The organism is Streptomyces sp. NBC_01351 (assembly GCF_036237315.1).
Taxonomy (GTDB): Bacteria; Actinomycetota; Actinomycetes; order Streptomycetales; family Streptomycetaceae; genus Streptomyces.
Map to the genome: position 1 here is coordinate 1,853,541 of NZ_CP108356.1, position 18,184 is coordinate 1,871,724.

Below are 18,184 nucleotides of genomic sequence, written 5' to 3' on the forward strand. Positions count from 1 at the left end.
CCGTCAGAACTCGTCGGCGGTGTGCGGCAGCAGCCCGTTCCCCGCCGCCAGGGCCGCGTCCAGGGCCGCCGCCGCGCCGGGCGTGTGCTCGCGTACGAGGCCGGCCGCGACGAGCTCGACGGCCCGGGTCCCGCCCAGGTAGCAGGCGGCCAGTTCCCGTACGTCCAGGGCCAGGTCGGGGCCGGTGTCCGCGTGTTCGTACGCCGCCCCGCCCGGCCCCGCCTTCAGCCGGAACCGCCCGGCGTTGGCGGGCAGCCGTACATCGTGCACCTCCAGCACCAGCTCGACCGGCGCGGCCCAGGACCGCGCGGTCAGCGCCGCCCCCACGTCGACCAGCCGCAGCCAGAGCGCGGGGAACTGGGCGGTGACCCGCACCTGGTCCCGGTCGGCGGCGAAGTGGAGCAGCGGGTCGTCGACCGGGCGGCCCCAGGCGGAGACCTTGCCGGTGAGGTCGAGCGCGGTCAGGCACTCCCACAGGGCGGCGGCGACCGCCGGGGTCTCGGCCTCCAGCTCGTCCACGCGGACCAGCCCCGGTGCGCGGACGGGCCCGGAGTCGTCCTCGGCCTTCGTGCGGTAGACCACGTAGCCGGCGATCGGCTCGTCCGGGTCGCCGAGGACGATGATCCGGGGCGGGCTCAACTCCTCGTCCTCCTCCGCCTGTTCGCACAGCCATTCCTCCCGCCAGCGCTCCGGGCTCCGGCTCGGGCGCCCGGCCCGCACGGCGCGGGCGGCCTCGTGGAAGGGGCCGATCTCGGCGAGCGCCGCGTCCGGGTCCACGAGCCGGAGCGGGCGCGGGTCCGGGTCGACGCGCAGGACCAGCGGGCGGGTGGAGTCGATCTCGACGGTGACTCCGGTGGTCGCGCTGCCGAAGCCGAAGCGGCCGTAGATGGCGGCCTCGGAGGCCCAGAGGGCGGCGATCGGGCTGCCGGTCGCCGCCGCGTGGTCCAGCATCTCGGCCATCAGCCCGGTGAGCACGCCCCGGCGGCGGTGGGTGGGGGCGACGGAGACGAAGGTGAGCCCGGGGCAGGACAGGTCCGTCCCGGGCACCGAGAGCCGGAAGTCGTGCGCCGCCATGAAGCCGACCAGGACGTCCCCGTCGTAGGCGCCGGTCCGCCGGCAGCGCGTCAGCAGCGCGTGATGCTTCTCGCGGCCCTCCTTCTCGGGCCGATCATGGAAGACCAGGTACGCGAGCTCCAGAGCACGGTCGATGTCTGTCTCGGGTACCTCGCGGATGTCCACCATGATCGGGAGACTAATCGGTCATCACGGACTGGTCATCTCAAAATGGCCTGATGTGCGCGTTTGGCCAGTTCGGATCCCTTTTCACTCGCCGGTCGGGCCGGTCCGGCTTCACCCGCCGGTCGGGCCGGTCCAGCCGGCCGGGACGTGGCCGAGCCGGATGCGCTGCGGGTGGTCGCCCACCGGGACGGACACCCGCTTGGTGCCGGTGGCGAAGTCGATGGCCGTGACGCGGTCCGAGCCGCTCTCGGAGATCACGCACCCCGTCCCGTCGCCGTCGACCGTGGCCCAGTAGGGCTTGTCGGCGGGCACGAGGGGCCCTTCGGTGAGGGTGGCCCGGTCCACGACGGTCGCGTAGTCGTCCATGGTGCCCGCGATGCAGAGCTTGGCCCCGTCCGGGCTCATGGACATGCCGTGGTGGCGGGAGTCGTTGACCCACTTGGTGCGGTCGGTGCCGGTGGCCGGGTTCGCGGGGAGCATCTTGAGCTTGGTGATCTTGTCGGAGGCCACGTCGTACTCCAGGAAGCCGCCCAGGAACGACACCTGGAAGTAGAGCTTCGACTCGTCGGGGCTGAAGGACACGGGACGCACCGAATCGGAGAGGTCGGGGCGGCCGAAGGCGTCCAGCCGCTCCCGCATGTCGATCACCCGGACCGTGCGGAAGGTCTGCGCGTCGACGACGGTGATCTTCCGGTCGCCCTTCGTCCAGTCCAGCCAGGTCGCGTCGAGGGCGGAGGTGACGTCGCCGATGGCGCTGTTCCACAGGAAGCGGCCGTCACTGCTGAAGACGTTCTCGTGCGGCTTGTCCCCGGTGGAGAAGGAACCGACCTGCCGGCCGGTGGCGATGTCGAGGACGTGCACGGTGTTGGCGGTGGAGGCGGAGACCGCGACCTTCGTCCCGTCGGGCGAGACGGCCATGTGGTCGGCGCGGTAACCGGCCACCGGGAAGCGCCAGTTGACCCGGCCGGTGCGTACGTCGATGGAGACGACGTCGGCGAAGCTGGGCCGGGAGGCGACGACGGCCGTGCCGTCGGGGGTGGTGTACATGTCGTCCACGAACTGGTCGTGGCCCTCGCCGGCGGTCTCGCGCACCCCGAGGAAGAAGGCGAGCTTGATCGGGTTGAGGTGGATCTCCCGCAGGCGCTCCGCCTTGTCGGGGATCACGTTGATCCGGCCGATCTTGGCGAGGTCGCCGGTGGAGGCGAGGACGTCGGCGGTGCCCTCCCAGTTGTTCCCGACGAAGAGCACCTCCCGGAGCCCGTCGCCCGGCGCGGCCGCGGCCTCGGTCGCCGGCGCGGCCCCGGCCACGGTCGGCACCGCGGCGGTCAGCAGGGTGGCCGCGGCGAGCGCGGCCAGGGTGCGGAGGGTGCGTGACATCCGTTCAACTCCGGTATGGGGAAGGGATGGAGAGAGTTCCTCCTGTTACCGGCCGGTAAAATAGGCGGAACGCGAAAAGGGCGCAACCCCTACGGGTCGCGCCCTTGCTCACGTACGGACGTCAGCCGCGGCCATCACCGTTTCAGGCGACGGAGCCGATCCGGTCGATCACGGTGTTCGCCGGGTCGGGGTGGATCGGGATGTGCGCGCCGGTCAGGGACGCGCCGGTGCCGCCGCGCCGGTTGGCGACGATCTCCGCGGCGATGGACAGCGCGGTCTCCTCAGGGGAGCGGGCGCCGAGGTCCAGGCCGATCGGGGAACGCAGCCGGGCCAGTTCGATCTCGGTCACGCCGACCTCGCGGAGCCGCCTGTTGCGGTCCTCGTGGGTGCGGCGGGAGCCCATGGCGCCGACGTACGCGACGGGAAGCCTGAGGGCCAGTTCGAGGAGCGGGACGTCGAACTTGGCGTCGTGGGTGAGCACGCACAGGACGGTCCGGCCGTCCACTTCCGTGGTCTCCAGGTAGCGGTGCGGCCAGTCGATGACGATCTCGTCCGCGTCGGGGAAGCGGGTCTTCGTCGCGAAGATCGGCCGCGCGTCGCACACCGTCACCCGGTAGCCGAGGAACTTGCCGATCCGCACCAGGGCGGAGGCGAAGTCGATGGCACCGAAGACGATCATCCGCGGGGGCGGGACGCTGGCCTCGACCAGCACTTTCAGCGGCTCTCCGCAGAGGCGGCCGTCGGCGCCGATCTCCAGCACGCCGGTCCGGCCGGCGTCGAGCATCGCGCGGGCCTCTTCGGCGATGGTGCGGTCGAGCTCGGGGTGTCCGCCGAAGCCGCCCTGGTGGGCGCCTTCGGTACGGACGAGAACGGCCCGGCCCATGAGCTCGGCCGGGCCCTCGGCTATCCGGGCCACCGCGGCGGCCTCGCCACGGGCGGCGGCGGCCAGGGCTGCCGCGAACACCGCCCGGGCGGGAGACCCCACGGGGACCGGGGTGACGAGGATGTCGATGATTCCGCCGCAGGTCAGACCCACGGCGAAGGCATCGTCATCGCTGTACCCGAAGCGCTCCCGAACGGTCTCGCCGTCCTCGAGCGCCTGCCGGCACAGCTCGTACACCGCACCCTCCACGCATCCACCGGAGACCGAGCCGATGGCCGTGCCCTCGCTGTCGACAGCGAGTGCGGCCCCGGGCTGCCTCGGAGCGCTCCCGCCGACCGCCACGACCGTGGCGACGGCGAAATCGCGGCCCTGCTCGACCCACCGGTTCAGTTCTTCGGCGATGTCCAGCATGGGGGCCTCCTCGGAGGGTCTCGGTTCCAGTATCGGGTACGTGGAGGGTGCGGTTCTCATACGACCGCGCTACTCGTACCGATCAGATCCGGTCGGGTCAGTGGACCCCGAGCCAGCTCTCGATGGGGTTGAGGGCGAAGAAGACCACGAAGATCGCGGTCAGCGCCCACATGAAGGCACCGATCTCCCGAGCCTTGCCCTGGGCGACCTTGATGGCCACGTAGGAGATGACACCGGCAGCGACACCAGCGGTGATCTGGTAGGTGAACGGCATGATCACGACGGTCAGGAAGACCGGAATCGCGGTCGCGCTGTCGGACCAGTCCACGTGGCGGGCGTTCTGCATCATCATCGCGCCGATGACGACCAGGGCCGCGGAGGCGACCTCACCCGGGACGATCTGCGTGATCGGGGTGAAGAAGAGGCAGGCGGCGAAGAACAGACCGGTGACGACGGAGGCGAGGCCTGTGCGGGCTCCCTCACCGACGCCGGTGGCGGACTCGACGAACACGGTCTGGCCGGAGCCGCCCGCGACGCCACCGATGGCGCCACCGGCGCCGTCGATGAAGAGCGCCTTGGACAGGCCCGGCATGCGGCCCTGCTCGTCGGCGAGCTTGGCCTCGGTACCGACACCGATGATGGTGGCCATCGCGTCGAAGAAGCCGGCGAGGACCAGGGTGAAGACGATCATGCCGACGGTCATGGCGCCGACTTCGCCCCAGCCGCCGAACTCGACGTCACCGAAGAGCGAGAAGTCGGGCATCGAGACCGCGGAGCCCTTGAGCTCCGGCGCGCCGTTCTTCCAGGCCTTCGGGTCGATGGTGACGATGGCGTTCAGGATGGCCGCGAGGACCGTTCCGCCGACGATGCCGATCAGGATCGCGCCGGGAACCTTGCGGGCCTGCAGCATGAAGATGCCGAGCAGGGTGATGCAGAAGAGCAGGACGGGCCAGCCGGAGAGCTCACCGACGGCGCCGAGCTGCACGGGGGGACCGAACTCCGGACCCCGACCCACGAAGCCGGCCTTGACCAGGCCGATGAGGGCGACGAACAGACCGATACCCATGGTGATCGCGTGCTTGAGCGCGAGCGGGATCGCGTTCATGATCATCTCGCGGAGGCCGGTGACGACCAGGAGACAGATCACGACGCCGTACATCACGCACATGCCCATGGCCTGCGGCCAGGTCATCTGGGGGGCGACCTGCGAGGCGAGCACGCCGGAGACGGAGAGACCGGCGGCAAGTGCGAGCGGCACCTTGCCGACGAAGCCCATCAGCAGGGTGGTCAGGGCCGCCGCGAAGGCGGTGGCCGTGATCAGTGCCGCGGGTTCCATCGTGTTTCCGGCGACGTCCTTGCCGGAAAGGATCAGCGGGTTGAGCAGGAGGATGTAGGCCATCGCCATGAAGGTCGTGATACCGCCACGAACCTCGTTGCCGACGTTGGATCCTCTGTGCGTTATGTGAAAGTACCGGTCGAGCCAAGAACGGCCGGCGGGATTGCGAGAGCCGTCGCCGGCCTCATCCGCACTGGTCTCTGGCTCCACTGATGACTGGGTCATGGTGCCTAACTCCCAAGGTTCATAGGGGCACCCGCATAAAGATTGGAGACGCGGGATTTGGGAAACTCTGTTGGCTGCACGACCCGGGGTGACGGCCCGAGGCGACGCGAAATGTGCACTGCGTGTACTGCGGGTAGCGCGGGGGTGACCGCTGGTACTACGTGGGTTCTTGCAGGGGTACTGCGAAGTGAAGAGACCGCGAGCGGTGCGGCGCTTCGTGGTGCTCCGGGCGGCGCGATCGGCAAGTGTGACGTTCCCAAGTCGCACCGCCCGGAAGTTCGAGGGAGGTCCGGGGGCCTCTCGGCCCCCGCACCACGCCGTCCTAGAGAGTGCCCGTGAGGGCTTCCGGACGGATCGGCGTTTTGTTGAGCTCCAGCCCTGTCGCCGCCCTGATCGCCGCGAGGACGGCCGGGGTGGACGAAAGGGTCGGGGCCTCGCCCAGACCGCGAAGGCCGTACGGCGCGTTCGGGTCGGCGAGCTCCAGGACGTCGACCGGGATGGTCGGGGTGTCCAGGATGGTCGGGATCAGATAGTCCGTGAAGGACGGATTGCGCACCTTCGCGGTCTTCGGGTCCACGATGATCTCTTCCATGACTGCCACGCCGAGACCCTGGGTGGTTCCACCCTGGATCTGGCCGACCACGGAAAGCATGTTCAGGGCCTTGCCCACGTCCTGTGCGGTCGCCAGCTCGACGACCTTCACCAGGCCTAGCTCGGTGTCCACCTCGACGACCGCGCGGTGCGCGGCGAAGGTGTACTGGACGTGGCCGTTGCCCTGGCCGGTCTTCAGGTCGAAGGCGGCGGTCGGCCGGTGCCGGAACTCCAGCTCCAGGTCGATCGCGTCCTCGCCCTCCAGGATGTCCGCGAGGTCAGCGAGCACCTCGCCGCCGTCGGTGACGACCTTGCCGCCCTCCAGGAGCAGCTCGGCCGTCGCCCACGCCGGGTGGTAGGAGCCGTTCTTGCGGCGGCCGATCTCCAGGACGGCCTCACGGACGGCCTCACAGGTGTTCTTCACGGCGCCACCGGTCATGTACGTCTGCCGCGAGGCGGACGTGGAACCGGCGGAGCCGACCTGCGTGTCGGCCGGGTGGATGGTGACCTGCTGGACACCCAGCTCCGTACGGGCGATCTGCGCGTGGACGGTGACACCGCCCTGGCCGACCTCCGCCATGGCCGTGTGGACCATCGCGACGGGCTCGCCGTTGATGACCTCGAGCCGCACGCGGGCGGTCGAGTAGTCGTCGAAGCCCTCGGAGAAGCCGACGTTCTTGATGCCGACCGCATAGCCGACGCCGCGGACGACGCCCTCACCATGGGTGGTGTTGGAGAGGCCGCCCGGCAGCGCGCGGACGTCCGCGCCCTCGCCGGCCGACTCCCACTGGCGCTCCGGCGGCAGCGGGCGGGCCTTGACCCGGCGCAGCAGCTCGGCGACCGGCGCCGGCGAGTCCACGACCTGGCCGGTGGGCATGATCGTGCCCATCTCCATGGCGTTCAGCCGGCGGAACTCGACCGGGTCCATGCCCAGCTTCGCCGCGAGCTTGTCCATCTGGGCCTCGTAGGCGAAGCAGGCCTGGACGGCGCCGAAGCCGCGCATAGCGCCGCAGGGCGGGTTGTTCGTGTAGAGCGCGATCGCCTCGATGTCGACGTCGTCCAGGACGTACGGGCCCACCGAGAGGGAGGACGCGTTGCCCACGACCGCCGGGGAGGCGGACGCGTAGGCGCCGCCGTCCAGGACGATCCTGCACTTCATGTGCGTGAGCTTGCCGTCCTTGGTGGCGCCGTGCTCGTAGTAGAGCTTCGCCGGGTGCCGGTGCACGTGGCCGAAGAAGGACTCGAACCGGTTGTAGACGATCTTGACCGGCTTGTTCGTGGCCAGGGCCAGGAGGCAGGCGTGGATCTGCATCGAGATGTCCTCGCGACCGCCGAAGGCACCGCCGACGCCGGAGAGCGTCATGCGCACCTTCTCCTCGGGGAGTCCGAGGACGGGGGCGATCTGCTTGAGGTCCGAGTGCAGCCACTGGGTGGCGACGTAGATGTCGACGCCGCCGTCCTCGCAGGGCACGGCCAGGCCGGACTCCGGGCCGAGGAAGGCCTGGTCCTGCATGCCGAAGGTGTACTCGCCCTCGACGATGACGTCGGCGCGCTTACGGGCCTCTTCCACGTTGCCGCGGATGATCGGCTGGCGGTGCACGATGTTCGGGTGCGGGACGTGACCGGCGTGGTGGTCGTCGCGGCCCTCGTGGATCAGCGGCGCGTCGGGGGCGAGGGCGGAAGCCTCGTCGGTGACGAGCGGCAGCTCGCGGTAGTCGATCTTGATCTTGGCGGCCGCGCGGCGGGCGGTCTCCGGGTGGTCGGCGGCCACGAGGGCGACCGGCTCACCGTGGTGACGGACCCGGCCGTGGGCGAGGACCGGGGTGTCCTGGATCTCGAGGCCGTAGTTCTTCATCTCGGCCGGCAGGTCGTCGTACGTCAGCACCGAGTAGACGCCCGGCATGGCCAGGGCCTCGGAGATGTCGATGGAGACGATCTCGGCGTGGGCGACGGTGCTGCGCAGGGTCTGGCCCCACAGCATGTCCTCGTGCCACATGTCCGAGGAGTACGCGAACTCGCCGGTGACCTTGAGGGTGCCGTCCGGGCGGAGCGTGCTCTCGCCGATGCCGCCCTTGTTGTGCTTCTGGGTGACGTTCGTCGGCGTGCCGGCGGGCACGGTGCGGGTGTTCTGAGCCATGGTCAGACCACCTCTCCCTGACGGGCGGCCGCAAGGCGGACCGCGTCGAGGATCTTCTCGTAACCCGTACAGCGGCACAGGTTGCCCGAGAGGGCCTCGCGGATGTCCTGGTCGGACGGGTCGTTGTTGCGCTCGAGGAGCTCGTCGGCCTGGACCAGCAGACCCGGGGTGCAGAAACCGCACTGCACGGCGCCGGCGTCGATGAACGCCTGCTGGATGTTGGAGAGCTCGACGCCCTCACCGGTCTGGGAGTCACCCGGCTTGGGCGCCCAGCGCTTCGCCTCGTCGGTGGAGACGCCCTTGGTGCCGCAGCCGCCGCCGGTGCCGCAGGCACCACCGTGGCCGTGCTCCGCGCGCTGCTTGGCGAAGTCCGCCAGGCCCTCGACGGTCACGACGTCGCGGCCCTCGACCTGACCGGCCGCGACCAGACAGGAGCAGACCGGCACGCCGTCCAGACGGACGGTGCAGGAACCGCACTCGCCCTGCTCACACGCGTTCTTCGAACCGGGCAGGCCCAGGCGCTCACGCAGCACGTAGAGGAGGGATTCGCCCTCCCACACGTCGTCGGCTTCCTGCTGACGACCGTTGACGGTGAAATTGACGCGCATGTTACGCAGCCCCTTCGAGCAAGCGGCCGTTGGAGCCGCGGTACTGCTCCCACGTCCAGACGAGCTGGCGCCGAGCGAGGATGCCGACCGCGTGGCGGCGGTACTTCGCCGTGCCGCGGACGTCGTCGATCGGGTTGCACGCGCCGGACGCGAGGTCCCCGAACTGCTTGGCGATCGACGGGGTGATGACCTTGCCGTTGTCCCAGAAACCGCCCTCTTCGAGCGCGGCGTTCAGGAACTCCTCGGCGGCCTTCGCCCGGATCGGGGTGGGAGCGGCCGAGGCGATACCCGTACGAACGGTGCGGGTGTCGGCGTGCAGGGCCAGTCCGAAGCCGCAGACCGCGATGACCATCGCGTTGCGGGTGCCGACCTTGGAGTACTGCTGCGGGCCGGTCGCGTTCTTGATGTGGACCGACTTGATGAGCTCGTCGGCGGCGAGCGCGTTGCGCTTGACGCCGGTGTAGAACTCGTCGATCGGAATCAGCCGCGAACCGCGCACCGACTCGACCTCGACGTGGCAGTCGGCGGCGAGCAGCGCGGGGTGGGAATCGCCGGCGGGCGAGGCGCAACCGAGATTGCCGCCGACACCGCCGCGGTTGCGGATCTGCGGGGACGCGACCGTGTGCGAGGCGAGCGCGAGCCCCGGCAGGGTTTCGCGCAGGTTCTCCATGATCTGGGTGTAAGGAACAGAGGCGCCGAGCTTGGTGATCTCCTCACCCACCTCCCACTCCCGCAGCAGTTCGATGCGGTTGAGGTCGAGAAGGTACTCCGGACGGCGGTGGTCGAAGTTGATCTCGACCATGATGTCGGTGCCACCGGCAATCGGCACAGCGGTGGGGTGCTCGGCCTTGACGGCGAGCGCCTCCTCCCAGCTGGCGGGGCGAAGGAAGTCCATGAGCGGGCCTCTTCTCGGTTCGTTCACTTCAAGCCATGAGGTCGTGGGGTCCTCGGCTGGTCGTTCATGTGCTGTTCACGCGGTGTGGACCCAGTACAGCCGCCGCCTATCCCCCGGGTGCAGTCACCGAAACCATGAAGGAGTTGGCTGGGGACCTCCCTCGTCTTGTAGATTCGTATGAAAGGCAGGATGCGACGACCTGCCCGATTTCCAACGGCAACAAACGAGACAGATCGGCGGCGACATCATGCGGCTGCGCGCACTGCTGGAAACCGAGGCGCTGGGGCTGCGGCTGCTGGGCGGCGAGGAAGAACTCGACCGGACGGTCCGCGGAGTCATGACGACCGACCTACGCGATCCCAGCCGGTACCTCTCCGGAGGTGAACTCGTCCTCACCGGCCTGGCATGGAGACGAAATTCGGCCGACTCCGAGCCGTTCGTACGAATCCTGGCCGGCGCGGGCGTCGCGGGGCTCGCGGCGGGCGAGGCGGAGCTCGGCGACATCCCGGACGACCTGGTATCGGCCTGCATCCGCAACCGCCTGCCGCTGTTCGCGGTGAACGAGGACGTTGCATTCGCCACGATCACCGAGTACGTCGTGAGGCAGGTTTCGGGCGAGCGCGCGGGGGATCTCGCGGCCGTCGTCGACCGCCATCGGCGTCTGATGACCTCGGGTCCCGCGGGCGGCGGTCCCGACGTGGTGCTGGATCTGCTCACCACCGACCTCGATCTCCGGGCCTGGGTGCTGTCTCCCACGGGCCGGCAGATCGCCGGGGCGGGCGAACCGCTGGCGCCGGGCGTGTGCGCTGCACTGGCGAGCGAGCACCTCGCGGCGGTCCGGACGGGCCGCAGGGGACCGCACCGGATCTCCATCCAGGGTATTACCTACTCGCTCTTCCCGATCAGGGGACACGGGCGCGGCCCCACCGGACCGGTGCCCAAGGACGTCCGCGAGAGCGTGCTCTCGGACTGGCTGCTGGCCGTCGAGGCGGACGCGGGCGACTGGCCCGCCGAGCGCCTGGACCTGCTCCAGGGCGTCACCCAGCTGATCGCCGTGGAACGGGACCGGCGCGACGCGGCCCGGACGGTGCGGCGCCGCCTCGCACAGGAAGTCCTCGAACTGGTCCAGACGGGTGCTCCGCCCGCCGAGATCGCCGCCCGTCTGCGGGTGGCGGCCCCCGTGCTGCTGCCCGGCGTGGGCGGCGCCCCGCACTGGCAGGTCGTGGTGGCCCGGGTGGACTGGGACGGCGGGGACATCCCCGGCGGCCCGGTGGCCCAGTCGCTGCTGGAGGAGATCCTCGTCGACCCGTCCGTCTCGGGGCCGGAGCCTTCCGACCGGATCGCGGTGGCCCATGCGGGTGACGAGGCCATCGCGCTGGTGCCGCTGCCCTCGCTGCCGGGGGACGGCGGGGAGGACAAGGGCCCGGACACGGCCCTGCACGCCGACGAGCTGCTCGCGTCCGTACGGGACCCGCTGCAGGCCGGTCTGTCGGACGACGGGCGCCTCACGCTGGGCGTCAGCGCGGCCGTGCACTCCGCCGAGGGGCTGCGCGGGGCGCTGGAGGAGGCCCGGCACGCCCGCCGGGTCGCCGCGGCGCGCCCCGGACGGGTCTGCGCGGCCGGCCACCACGAGCTGGCCTCGCACGTGCTGCTGCTGCCGTTCGTACCGGACGACGTGCGGCGGGCCTTCACGGCGCGACTGCTGGACCCGCTGCGGGACTACGACCGGCGCCACCGGGCGGAGCTCATCCCGACGCTGGAGGCGTTCCTGGACTGCGACGGTTCGTGGACCCGGTGTGCGACGCGGCTGCACCTGCACGTCAACACGCTGCGTTACCGGGTCGGGCGAATCGAGCAGTTGACGGCGCGGGACCTGTCCCGGCTGGAGGACAAGCTCGACTTCTTCCTGGCACTGCGGATGAGCTGAGGAATCCCGGCCGCTCCCGCCCTGTCCGCGGGGCGGGACGGCTGACACGGTGTCCGGACTTTGTGAAAGAGTTCACCCGACCCCTTGGCCGGAGCCGTTGATCCGTGCTCTCATTTCGCCCCAGGGCTCAACGACGTGCTGCTCGGTTGCTTTGGGGAGGGCAATGTGGCGGATACCGCCATGTCCGGTGCCGGATCTACGGGGGGAGAAGACCCCCTCCAGCGGGCGATATGGCGGCTGCGTTCGCGCGGCTGTTGGACCGACGCCGCGGCGCTGCTGACGCCACACGTCGGCAAGGCCGGCAACGCGGGGGCCGCCGTGCAGCGGACCGCGCTGCTGGTCGAGCGGTGCCTGTTCACGGGGCAGGGCTGGGCCGAGGCCGAGGACGCGCTGCGGGTCGCCGAGGCGGTCTCACAGGACGACGACGACCGGGGTGCGGCGGCCTGCGAGCGGGGCCAGCTGGCTTACGCGGCGACCGTGCTGGGCGTACGCGACCGGGCCGACGAGGCCCGTTCCGCGCTGGGCCGGGCGGCGGCGCTGCTGTCCCCGGAGTCCCGGACCCGTCCGCTGCTGGACTTCCGGCGGGGGCTGGTCGCCGAGCACCTGGCGGACGCCCCGCAGTCGGCGAGGCCGGCGTACCGGCGGGCGCACGCGGGGGCGGAGGCGCACGGGGACACCCTGCTGCTGTCCTTCACGTGGCGGCACCTCGCGGCGCTGGCGCTGCGGGACGGGGAGGTGGCGGAGGCCCGGCACGGCTTCGTGGAGTCCCTCCGCATCCGGGAGGAACTGGGCTTCCTGGTCGGCACGGCCCCTGCGCTGGCCGCGCTGGCCGAGGCCGAGCCGGAGCCCGAGGCCGCCCGTCTACGCGCGGAGGCGCGCCGTCTGTTCCACCTGCTGGGCGGCATCCCCACCTGGCTGGCGGACCAACTCCAACCCACCGCGGCCCCTGCGGGGTAGCCCCGGGCGCGGCCGCCGAGGCCACAGGTGCCGCTGCGCGGCACCCTGGGCTCCGCCCAGACCCGCGCCTCAAACGCCGGCGAGGCTGGATTTGCCCCTGCCGTCTGTCCAGCGCGGCTGGTTTTGCCTGCACCGTCCGCCTGGCGCGGCTCGATTGCCCGGAGGGCAAATTCGGCCCCGGCAGGGTTTGCCCCTGCCGTCCGTCCGGCGGGGCTGGATTGCCCGGAGGGCAATTTCAGCCTCGCCGGCGGTTGGGACGGAGCCCCGGATCTTTGAGGCGCGGCACATCCAGCCCCGCTGGCGTTTGAGGCGCGGGGTCTGGGGCGGAGCCCCGGTCTTTGAGCCGCACCGGCACGGGGCAGCAGCCACGTCCAGCCCCGCCGGCGTTTGAGGCGCGGGGTGCGGGGCGGAGCCCCGGATGCGGCGCGGGCCGCTGATCAGGCGCCGGCGAAGTGTTCGCGGACCAGGGATTCCACCACCGGGAGGTCACCGGCGATCAGGGATTCCAGGAGCGCCGAGTGCTCGGCCGCGTCCGCGACGAGCTCGGCGCGGCGGACCCTGGGGGCCCCGGCGAGGGGCCACTGGGCCCGGCGGTGGAGTTCCTCCGCCACGGCCACCAGCTGGGCGTTGCCGGCGAGGGACAGCACCTCGCGGTGGAAGGCCCGGTCCGCCTCCGCGTAGGCCGGCAGGTCACCCGCGGCCGCCGCCTCCGCCGTGGCGGCCGCCGCCGGGCGCAGGGCCTCCCACGCGGCGGCGGGCACGGTGCGGGCGAGCCGCAGCATGACCGGGACCTCCAGCAGGCCCCGTACTTCCGCCAGCTCGGCCAGTTCGCGCGGGGTGCGCGTCAGGACCCGGAAGCCCCGGTTCGGGAGGCATTCGACCGCCCCCTCCAGGGCCAGCTGCTGCATCGCCTCGCGCACGGGGGTCGCGGAGACCCCGAAGCGCTCCCCGAGTGCCGGGCCCGAGTAGATCTCCCCCGGCGCCAGCTCGCCGTCGACCAGCGCGGCGCGGAGAGCGTCGAGGACCTGCCCGCGCACCGAATGGCGTAGCACCTTCCCTGCGGTTTTCTGCACGGGGATCGACGGAATCGACGGCACTCGGTCCTCCTCACTGGTCTCGACCATGCCCAGAGAATATGCGACGCCCGTCAAGGCGATACAGACCGACTAAGATCAGGTAAGGTAAGGCTTACCTGATAACGATCGTGTGATTCCTTGATTCCTTGATTCCTTGATTCGGTGGTTCGTCATGACCCTCATGGCCCTCGGCAGCACCAGCGCCTCCACGCCCGCCCCGGCCGGCTCCCCGGTGGCGGAGGCGTACGCACGGCTGACCGAGGCCTACGGCGGACTGAGCGTCATCGAGCTCTCCGCGCACGAACCTACCCCTCGCGGTGCGGGGTGGGTCGGCGCGGACGAGCTCGCGGCGGGCGGGGCGGCCGTGGACGCCTTCCTCGCCTGGGACGAGGCGCAGATCGTGCGGGACTACGGCCGTCAGGCCCGGCCCGACGTGGTGGCGAGCTTCGGGCTGCACCGTTACGCGTGGCCGGCCTGCCTGCTCATCACCCTCCCGTGGTTCCTGCACCGGCGGGTCCCCCGGCTCCCCGCCGACCGGGTGGCCTTCGACCGCACCCGCGGCCGGATGGCCGTCCGCGTCGAGGGCTTCGCCTGCCTGCCGGACGACCCGGCGACCGCCCTCCCCGGGGCCCGGGTCGTGCCCGACGAGGAGGCGCTGCGCGCCGAGGTGCGGGCCGCGGTGGCCGAGCACCTGGCGCCCGTACTGGAGGGTTTCGGCCCGCGCATGCGGCGCGGCCGCCGCGCCCTGTGGGGCATGGTCACCGACGAGGTCGTCGAGAGCCTCTGGTACGTCGCCGGCCTGCTCGGCGAGGAGCAGCGCGCCCTGGCGGAGCTGGACGCGCTCCTGCCCGGCTCCGTCGCCCCCTACAGCGGGGGCGCGAGGTTCCGTACCCTCACCGGCCCGGCCGGCGAGGACCTGCCCACCCGGGACCGGGCCAGCTGCTGCTTCTTCTACACCATCCGCCCGGACGACACCTGTGTCACCTGCCCGCGCACCTGTGACGCCGAGCGGATCGCCCGGCTCACGGCGGCCGCCGCCTGAACCCACCCTTACGGCTGACCGCAATCGAACTCAACTCACCGAGTACGAGCGCCAGTTCGAGCCACAACACCCTATCCGGCGGGCCCCGCCCCCCGATGGCGTCCACTTGCCCCGAAACCCGCGTGCGCGGCGGACCCGCTGCGCCACTATGGCGCCCGGAAAGCCGCACGGCCGCAGTAACGGGATCCCGCTCCTGAAGGAGTGGGCTTTCAGCCCTTGGTTGAGGGCCGCCGTTACCAGCACGAGCCAACGCGTTTTTGGAGGTGAACGAAGTTGGCTACGTTCCACGTAGGCGAGAAGACCCACCAGTCCGTGCTTCCTCAGCGGGCTGCTCTGGAATTCGAGTCAGCAGACACCCCCCGGATCGGGGACGAAACGGGGCTCGAACACCGCTCTGCGGTAACCGGCGTGGAACATGTGCGAGGGGAGATCGTCGATGCTTCACCTGGCATCGGCGGCGTCACCCCCAACCGCGAGGTTGGGGAGAAGGCCCGTGAGGGCCACCCTGTCGTGTTCGTCCTGGACGTGCACGGCTCACCGCTGCAACCGACGAGCCCCGCGAGGGCGCGCAAACTCCTCCATCAGGGCCGGGCCGTCGTGGTCCGGCGCACCCCGTTCATCATCCGCCTCAAGGACCGCACCGCTGACCAGTCGCAGGTCGACGGTGTGGAACTCGGGATCGACCCCGGGTCCAAGCACACCGGTATCGCCGTGTTCACCGCGAAGGGCGGTGAGCGCCGTGGCCTGTACGCAGTCGAACTCTCCCATCGGGGCAGCCTCATCCGGGACAAGCTCACGGCCCGTGCCGCCTACCGGCGCCGTAGGCGCACCAGCAACCTGCGCTACCGCGAACCTCGCTTCACCAACCGTGCGCGCCCCAAAGGGTGGCTTGCCCCTTCTTTGTGTCACCGTGTGGACACGACCATGTCGTGGACCACCCGGCTCGCCCGCTGGGCACCCGTCCGCGTGGTGCATCTGGAGCGGGTCGCGTTCGACACCCATGCCATGTCCAACGGCGGACCGCTGGAGGGGGCCGAGTACCAATACGGCACCCTGCACGGCACAGAGGTCCGTGAATTCCTCCTCGCCAAGTGGGGCCGGGCCTGCGCCTACTGCGGCGCCACCGGGGTCCCCCTCAACATCGACCACATCCACCCCCGCTCACGCGGCGGCAGCGACCGTATTTCCAACCTGTGCACCGCCTGCATTCCCTGCAACGAGAAGAAGTCCAACCAGCCCGTCGAAGACTTCCTCCAGCACTCCCCGCGCCGGCTGGCCCGCATCCTCGCCCAGGCCAAAGCCCCGCTCCGCGATGCGGCAGCCGTCAACGCCACCCGCTGGGCACTGTGGCATGCCCTCGACACCGCATTCCCCACGGTGCACACCGCATCAGGTGGCCGCACCAAATGGAACCGACAGCGGACCGGCCTGCCCAAGACCCACACCCTCGACGCCCTGTGCGTCGGCGAACTCGACACCGTCACCCACACCCCGGCCCACGTCCTCGCGGTCGCGGCGACTGGACGCGGCACCTACAGACGCACCCGCCCCGACAAGCACGGCTTCCCCCGTCAGCGCCTGTCCAGACAGAAGCAGTTCTTCGGCTATCAGACCGGCGACTTCGCCCGCGCCGTCGTCCCCACGGGCAAGAAGACCGGTACCCACATCGGGCGGATCGCCGTCCGCGCCAACGGCAGCTTCGACATCAAAACCGCCCAGGGCCTCATCCAGAGCATCGGGCACAGACACTTCCGTCTCCTCCAACGAGCCGACGGCTACGCCTACACCACTCGACCCGAAGGACCCATCACGCCCAACACCATTCTCTGACCGCCACCGAGCAGTAACGAAGAGACCTCCGGCGCTCCGCACCTCCGACTCCCAGCTGAGCAGGGAGTATCCACGAAAGAGAAAAAGCGATGAGACTGACCGACATATCGCTGGACTGGCTGCTGCCCGGCAGCCTGCTGATCCTGGGCGTACTTGCGGCAGTTGCGGTACTTGCCCGGGGCAGGCGCGAGAGCGAGAAGGCCGCGGCAGAGGACAGCTGGGAACGCAGCGAGGAACGGCGCCGACGCAAGGAGGCCGTCTACGGGACCGCCTCGTACGTACTGCTCTTCTGCTGCGCGGCGGTCGCCGCCGCACTCTCCTTCCACGGGCTGGTCGGCTTCGGCCGGCAGAACCTCAACCTCACGGGGGGCTGGGAGTACCTGGTCCCCTTCGGCCTCGACGGCGCCGCCATGTTCTGCTCGGTGCTCGCCGTCCGCGAGGCCAGCCACGGCGACGCGGCCCTCGGCTCGCGCATGCTGGTCTGGCTGTTCGCGGGCGCGGCCGCCTGGTTCAACTGGGTGCACGCCCCGCGGGGGCTGGGCCACGACGGGGCTCCGCAGTTCTTCGCCGGGATGTCGCTGTCGGCGGCCGTCCTCTTCGACCGGGCCCTCAAGCAGACCCGCCGCGCGGCCCTGCGCGAACAGGGCCTGATCCCACGGCCGTTGCCGCAGATCCGGATGGTCCGCTGGCTGCGGGCACCCCGGGAGACCTTCGGCGCGTGGTCCCTGATGCTGCTGGAGGGGGTGCGCACCCTCGACGAGGCCGTGGACGAGGTGCGCGAGGACAAGCGCGAGAGGGAGCAGGACCGGCACCGCAGGCGCGACCAGAACCGGCTGGACCGGGCGCGGATCAAGGCGCTGGGCCGGCAGAACCGGGCCTTCGGGCGGTCTCGCGGCCGCCAGGTCGAACTCCCGGAACTCACGCAGGGAGCTGGCTCCGCGCCGGTCGGCGCGGAGCCGGCCATACCGGAACCGGAGCAACTGCCCTTGCGACGCCGGCCCTCCCTGCAGTCCGTCCACCGCACCGGATCCCCTGAGGTGACGGGTCCCCGGACGGTGGACCTCACCGCCGAGGACGACACCCAGACCATCCCCCGGCTCGACTCCCTGGAGCGCAAACTGAAGGACCTGGAGCAGCAGTTCGGCTGACCGGCCGCCTTTCCGGCCGCTCGTGTCAGCCCCCGTGGGGCCCGCCCGTTCAGGCGGGCCCCACGTCGTATCCGCGCTCCAGCTCGAACCACACCACCTTGCCGCGACCGAGGTCCGGTGCGTCCACTCCCCATTGGTCGGCGAGCGCCTGCACCAGCATCAGTCCCCGGCCGTGCGTACCGTCGTCGGCGGTCGGTACGTACGTCCGGGGCCGGGGCCGGCGGTTGGCGTAGTCCCGGACCTCCACCCGTAACCGGCCGGCGGCGAGACTCGCGGACACCTCCGCCCCCTGGTCGGTGTGGACGAGGGCGTTGGTGACGAGCTCGGTGATCAGCAACTCGGCCACCTCCGCGGCGCCGTCCGCGCAACGATGGCGCATCAACTCGCGCAGCGCCCGCCGGACTTCTCCCACCGCTTTCAGATCCGCGCGGCGCACGCTCCGGCTGATCGTCGGCCCGTCCATCGCCGCCGCCCCGTCCGGGTCGGACGGTTCGCGCGGTAC

General features: G+C 70.9%; 14 protein-coding genes. 5 read left to right on the forward strand and 9 right to left on the reverse strand.

Features of this window, described 5'->3' with window-relative positions:
• Positions 1-3: 3 nt before the first annotated feature.
• The 7 genes from OG625_RS08365 to OG625_RS08395 all read right to left on the reverse strand — a co-directional run bounded on the left by OG625_RS08365 (position 4) and on the right by OG625_RS08395 (position 9,702).
• On the reverse strand, positions 4-1,242 hold the full coding sequence (locus tag OG625_RS08365; protein ID WP_329377869.1) for a GNAT family N-acetyltransferase: 1,239 nt from the start codon (positions 1,240-1,242) through the stop codon (positions 4-6).
• Between the two features lie 108 nt (positions 1,243-1,350).
• The gene (locus OG625_RS08370; protein WP_329377871.1) at positions 1,351-2,616 is read right to left on the reverse strand and encodes a YncE family protein; all 1,266 of its coding nucleotides are present in this window, start codon (positions 2,614-2,616) and stop codon (positions 1,351-1,353) included.
• A gap of 142 nt (positions 2,617-2,758) precedes the next feature.
• Entirely contained in the window at positions 2,759-3,910 is a 1,152-nt protein-coding gene (locus OG625_RS08375; RefSeq protein ID WP_329377873.1) for an XdhC family protein, read from the reverse strand.
• A 97-nt stretch (positions 3,911-4,007) separates the two neighbouring features.
• Positions 4,008-5,471 (reverse strand): NCS2 family permease, encoded by a 1,464-nt coding sequence (locus OG625_RS08380; protein ID WP_329377875.1) that lies wholly within the window; start codon positions 5,469-5,471, stop codon positions 4,008-4,010.
• A gap of 322 nt (positions 5,472-5,793) precedes the next feature.
• Entirely contained in the window at positions 5,794-8,199 is a 2,406-nt protein-coding gene (gene pucD, locus OG625_RS08385; RefSeq protein ID WP_329377877.1) for a xanthine dehydrogenase subunit D, read from the reverse strand.
• A 2-nt stretch (positions 8,200-8,201) separates the two neighbouring features.
• A complete protein-coding gene (locus OG625_RS08390) occupies positions 8,202-8,807 on the reverse strand; it encodes a (2Fe-2S)-binding protein (protein WP_329377879.1) in 606 nt (201 codons plus the stop codon).
• Position 8,808: 1 nt separating this feature from the next.
• Positions 8,809-9,702: an FAD binding domain-containing protein gene (locus OG625_RS08395; RefSeq protein WP_329377881.1), complete on the reverse strand. Its 894-nt coding sequence runs from the start codon at positions 9,700-9,702 to the stop codon at positions 8,809-8,811.
• A gap of 247 nt (positions 9,703-9,949) precedes the next feature.
• Between OG625_RS08395 and OG625_RS08400 the strand changes: the two genes are divergently transcribed.
• Together OG625_RS08400 and OG625_RS08405 are read left to right on the forward strand one after the other, a co-directional pair.
• Entirely contained in the window at positions 9,950-11,629 is a 1,680-nt protein-coding gene (locus OG625_RS08400) for a PucR family transcriptional regulator (RefSeq protein ID WP_329377883.1), read from the forward strand.
• Positions 11,630-11,809: 180 nt separating this feature from the next.
• Entirely contained in the window at positions 11,810-12,586 is a 777-nt protein-coding gene (locus OG625_RS08405; RefSeq protein WP_329390512.1) for a hypothetical protein, read from the forward strand.
• 437 nt (positions 12,587-13,023) lie between these two features.
• Here OG625_RS08405 and OG625_RS08410 read toward each other — a convergent pair whose 3' ends face one another.
• Complete coding sequence (locus tag OG625_RS08410; RefSeq protein WP_329377885.1) at positions 13,024-13,710, reverse strand: GntR family transcriptional regulator; 687 nt, start codon at positions 13,708-13,710, stop codon at positions 13,024-13,026.
• A gap of 124 nt (positions 13,711-13,834) precedes the next feature.
• On the opposite strand from OG625_RS08410, the gene OG625_RS08415 reads away from it, so the two are divergent.
• The 3 genes from OG625_RS08415 (at position 13,835) to OG625_RS08425 (ending at position 17,682) form a co-directional block, all read left to right on the forward strand.
• Positions 13,835-14,704, forward strand: coding sequence for a (2Fe-2S)-binding protein (locus OG625_RS08415; RefSeq protein ID WP_329377887.1), 870 nt, complete (start codon positions 13,835-13,837; stop codon positions 14,702-14,704).
• A gap of 408 nt (positions 14,705-15,112) precedes the next feature.
• Positions 15,113-16,534 carry an RNA-guided endonuclease IscB gene (gene iscB, locus OG625_RS08420; RefSeq protein WP_329377889.1) on the forward strand — a complete coding sequence of 474 codons (1,422 nt, stop codon included), beginning with the start codon at positions 15,113-15,115 and terminating at the stop codon, positions 16,532-16,534.
• 89 nt (positions 16,535-16,623) lie between these two features.
• Entirely contained in the window at positions 16,624-17,682 is a 1,059-nt protein-coding gene (locus OG625_RS08425; protein WP_329377891.1) for a DUF2637 domain-containing protein, read from the forward strand.
• A 49-nt stretch (positions 17,683-17,731) separates the two neighbouring features.
• Here OG625_RS08425 and OG625_RS08430 read toward each other — a convergent pair whose 3' ends face one another.
• On the reverse strand, positions 17,732-18,145 hold the full coding sequence (locus OG625_RS08430; protein ID WP_329390514.1) for an ATP-binding protein: 414 nt from the start codon (positions 18,143-18,145) through the stop codon (positions 17,732-17,734).
• Between the last annotated feature and the right edge of the window lie 39 nt (positions 18,146-18,184).

Excerpts from the sequence above, each read along its gene's own strand:
- OG625_RS08365 (WP_329377869.1), bottom strand. The coding sequence starts at position 1,242 with ATGGTGGACATCCGCGAGGTACCCGAGACAGACATCGACCGTGCTCTG.
- OG625_RS08370 (WP_329377871.1), bottom strand. The coding sequence starts at position 2,616 with ATGTCACGCACCCTCCGCACCCTGGCCGCGCTCGCCGCGGCCACCCTG.
- OG625_RS08375 (WP_329377873.1), bottom strand. The coding sequence starts at position 3,910 with ATGCTGGACATCGCCGAAGAACTGAACCGGTGGGTCGAGCAGGGCCGC.
- OG625_RS08380 (WP_329377875.1), bottom strand. The coding sequence starts at position 5,471 with ATGACCCAGTCATCAGTGGAGCCAGAGACCAGTGCGGATGAGGCCGGC.
- pucD (WP_329377877.1), bottom strand. The coding sequence starts at position 8,199 with ATGGCTCAGAACACCCGCACCGTGCCCGCCGGCACGCCGACGAACGTC.
- OG625_RS08390 (WP_329377879.1), bottom strand. The coding sequence starts at position 8,807 with ATGCGCGTCAATTTCACCGTCAACGGTCGTCAGCAGGAAGCCGACGAC.
- OG625_RS08395 (WP_329377881.1), bottom strand. The coding sequence starts at position 9,702 with ATGGACTTCCTTCGCCCCGCCAGCTGGGAGGAGGCGCTCGCCGTCAAG.
- OG625_RS08400 (WP_329377883.1), top strand. The coding sequence starts at position 9,950 with ATGCGGCTGCGCGCACTGCTGGAAACCGAGGCGCTGGGGCTGCGGCTG.
- OG625_RS08405 (WP_329390512.1), top strand. The coding sequence starts at position 11,810 with ATGTCCGGTGCCGGATCTACGGGGGGAGAAGACCCCCTCCAGCGGGCG.
- OG625_RS08410 (WP_329377885.1), bottom strand. The coding sequence starts at position 13,710 with ATGGTCGAGACCAGTGAGGAGGACCGAGTGCCGTCGATTCCGTCGATC.
- OG625_RS08415 (WP_329377887.1), top strand. The coding sequence starts at position 13,835 with ATGACCCTCATGGCCCTCGGCAGCACCAGCGCCTCCACGCCCGCCCCG.
- OG625_RS08425 (WP_329377891.1), top strand. The coding sequence starts at position 16,624 with ATGAGACTGACCGACATATCGCTGGACTGGCTGCTGCCCGGCAGCCTG.
- OG625_RS08430 (WP_329390514.1), bottom strand. The coding sequence starts at position 18,145 with ATGGACGGGCCGACGATCAGCCGGAGCGTGCGCCGCGCGGATCTGAAA.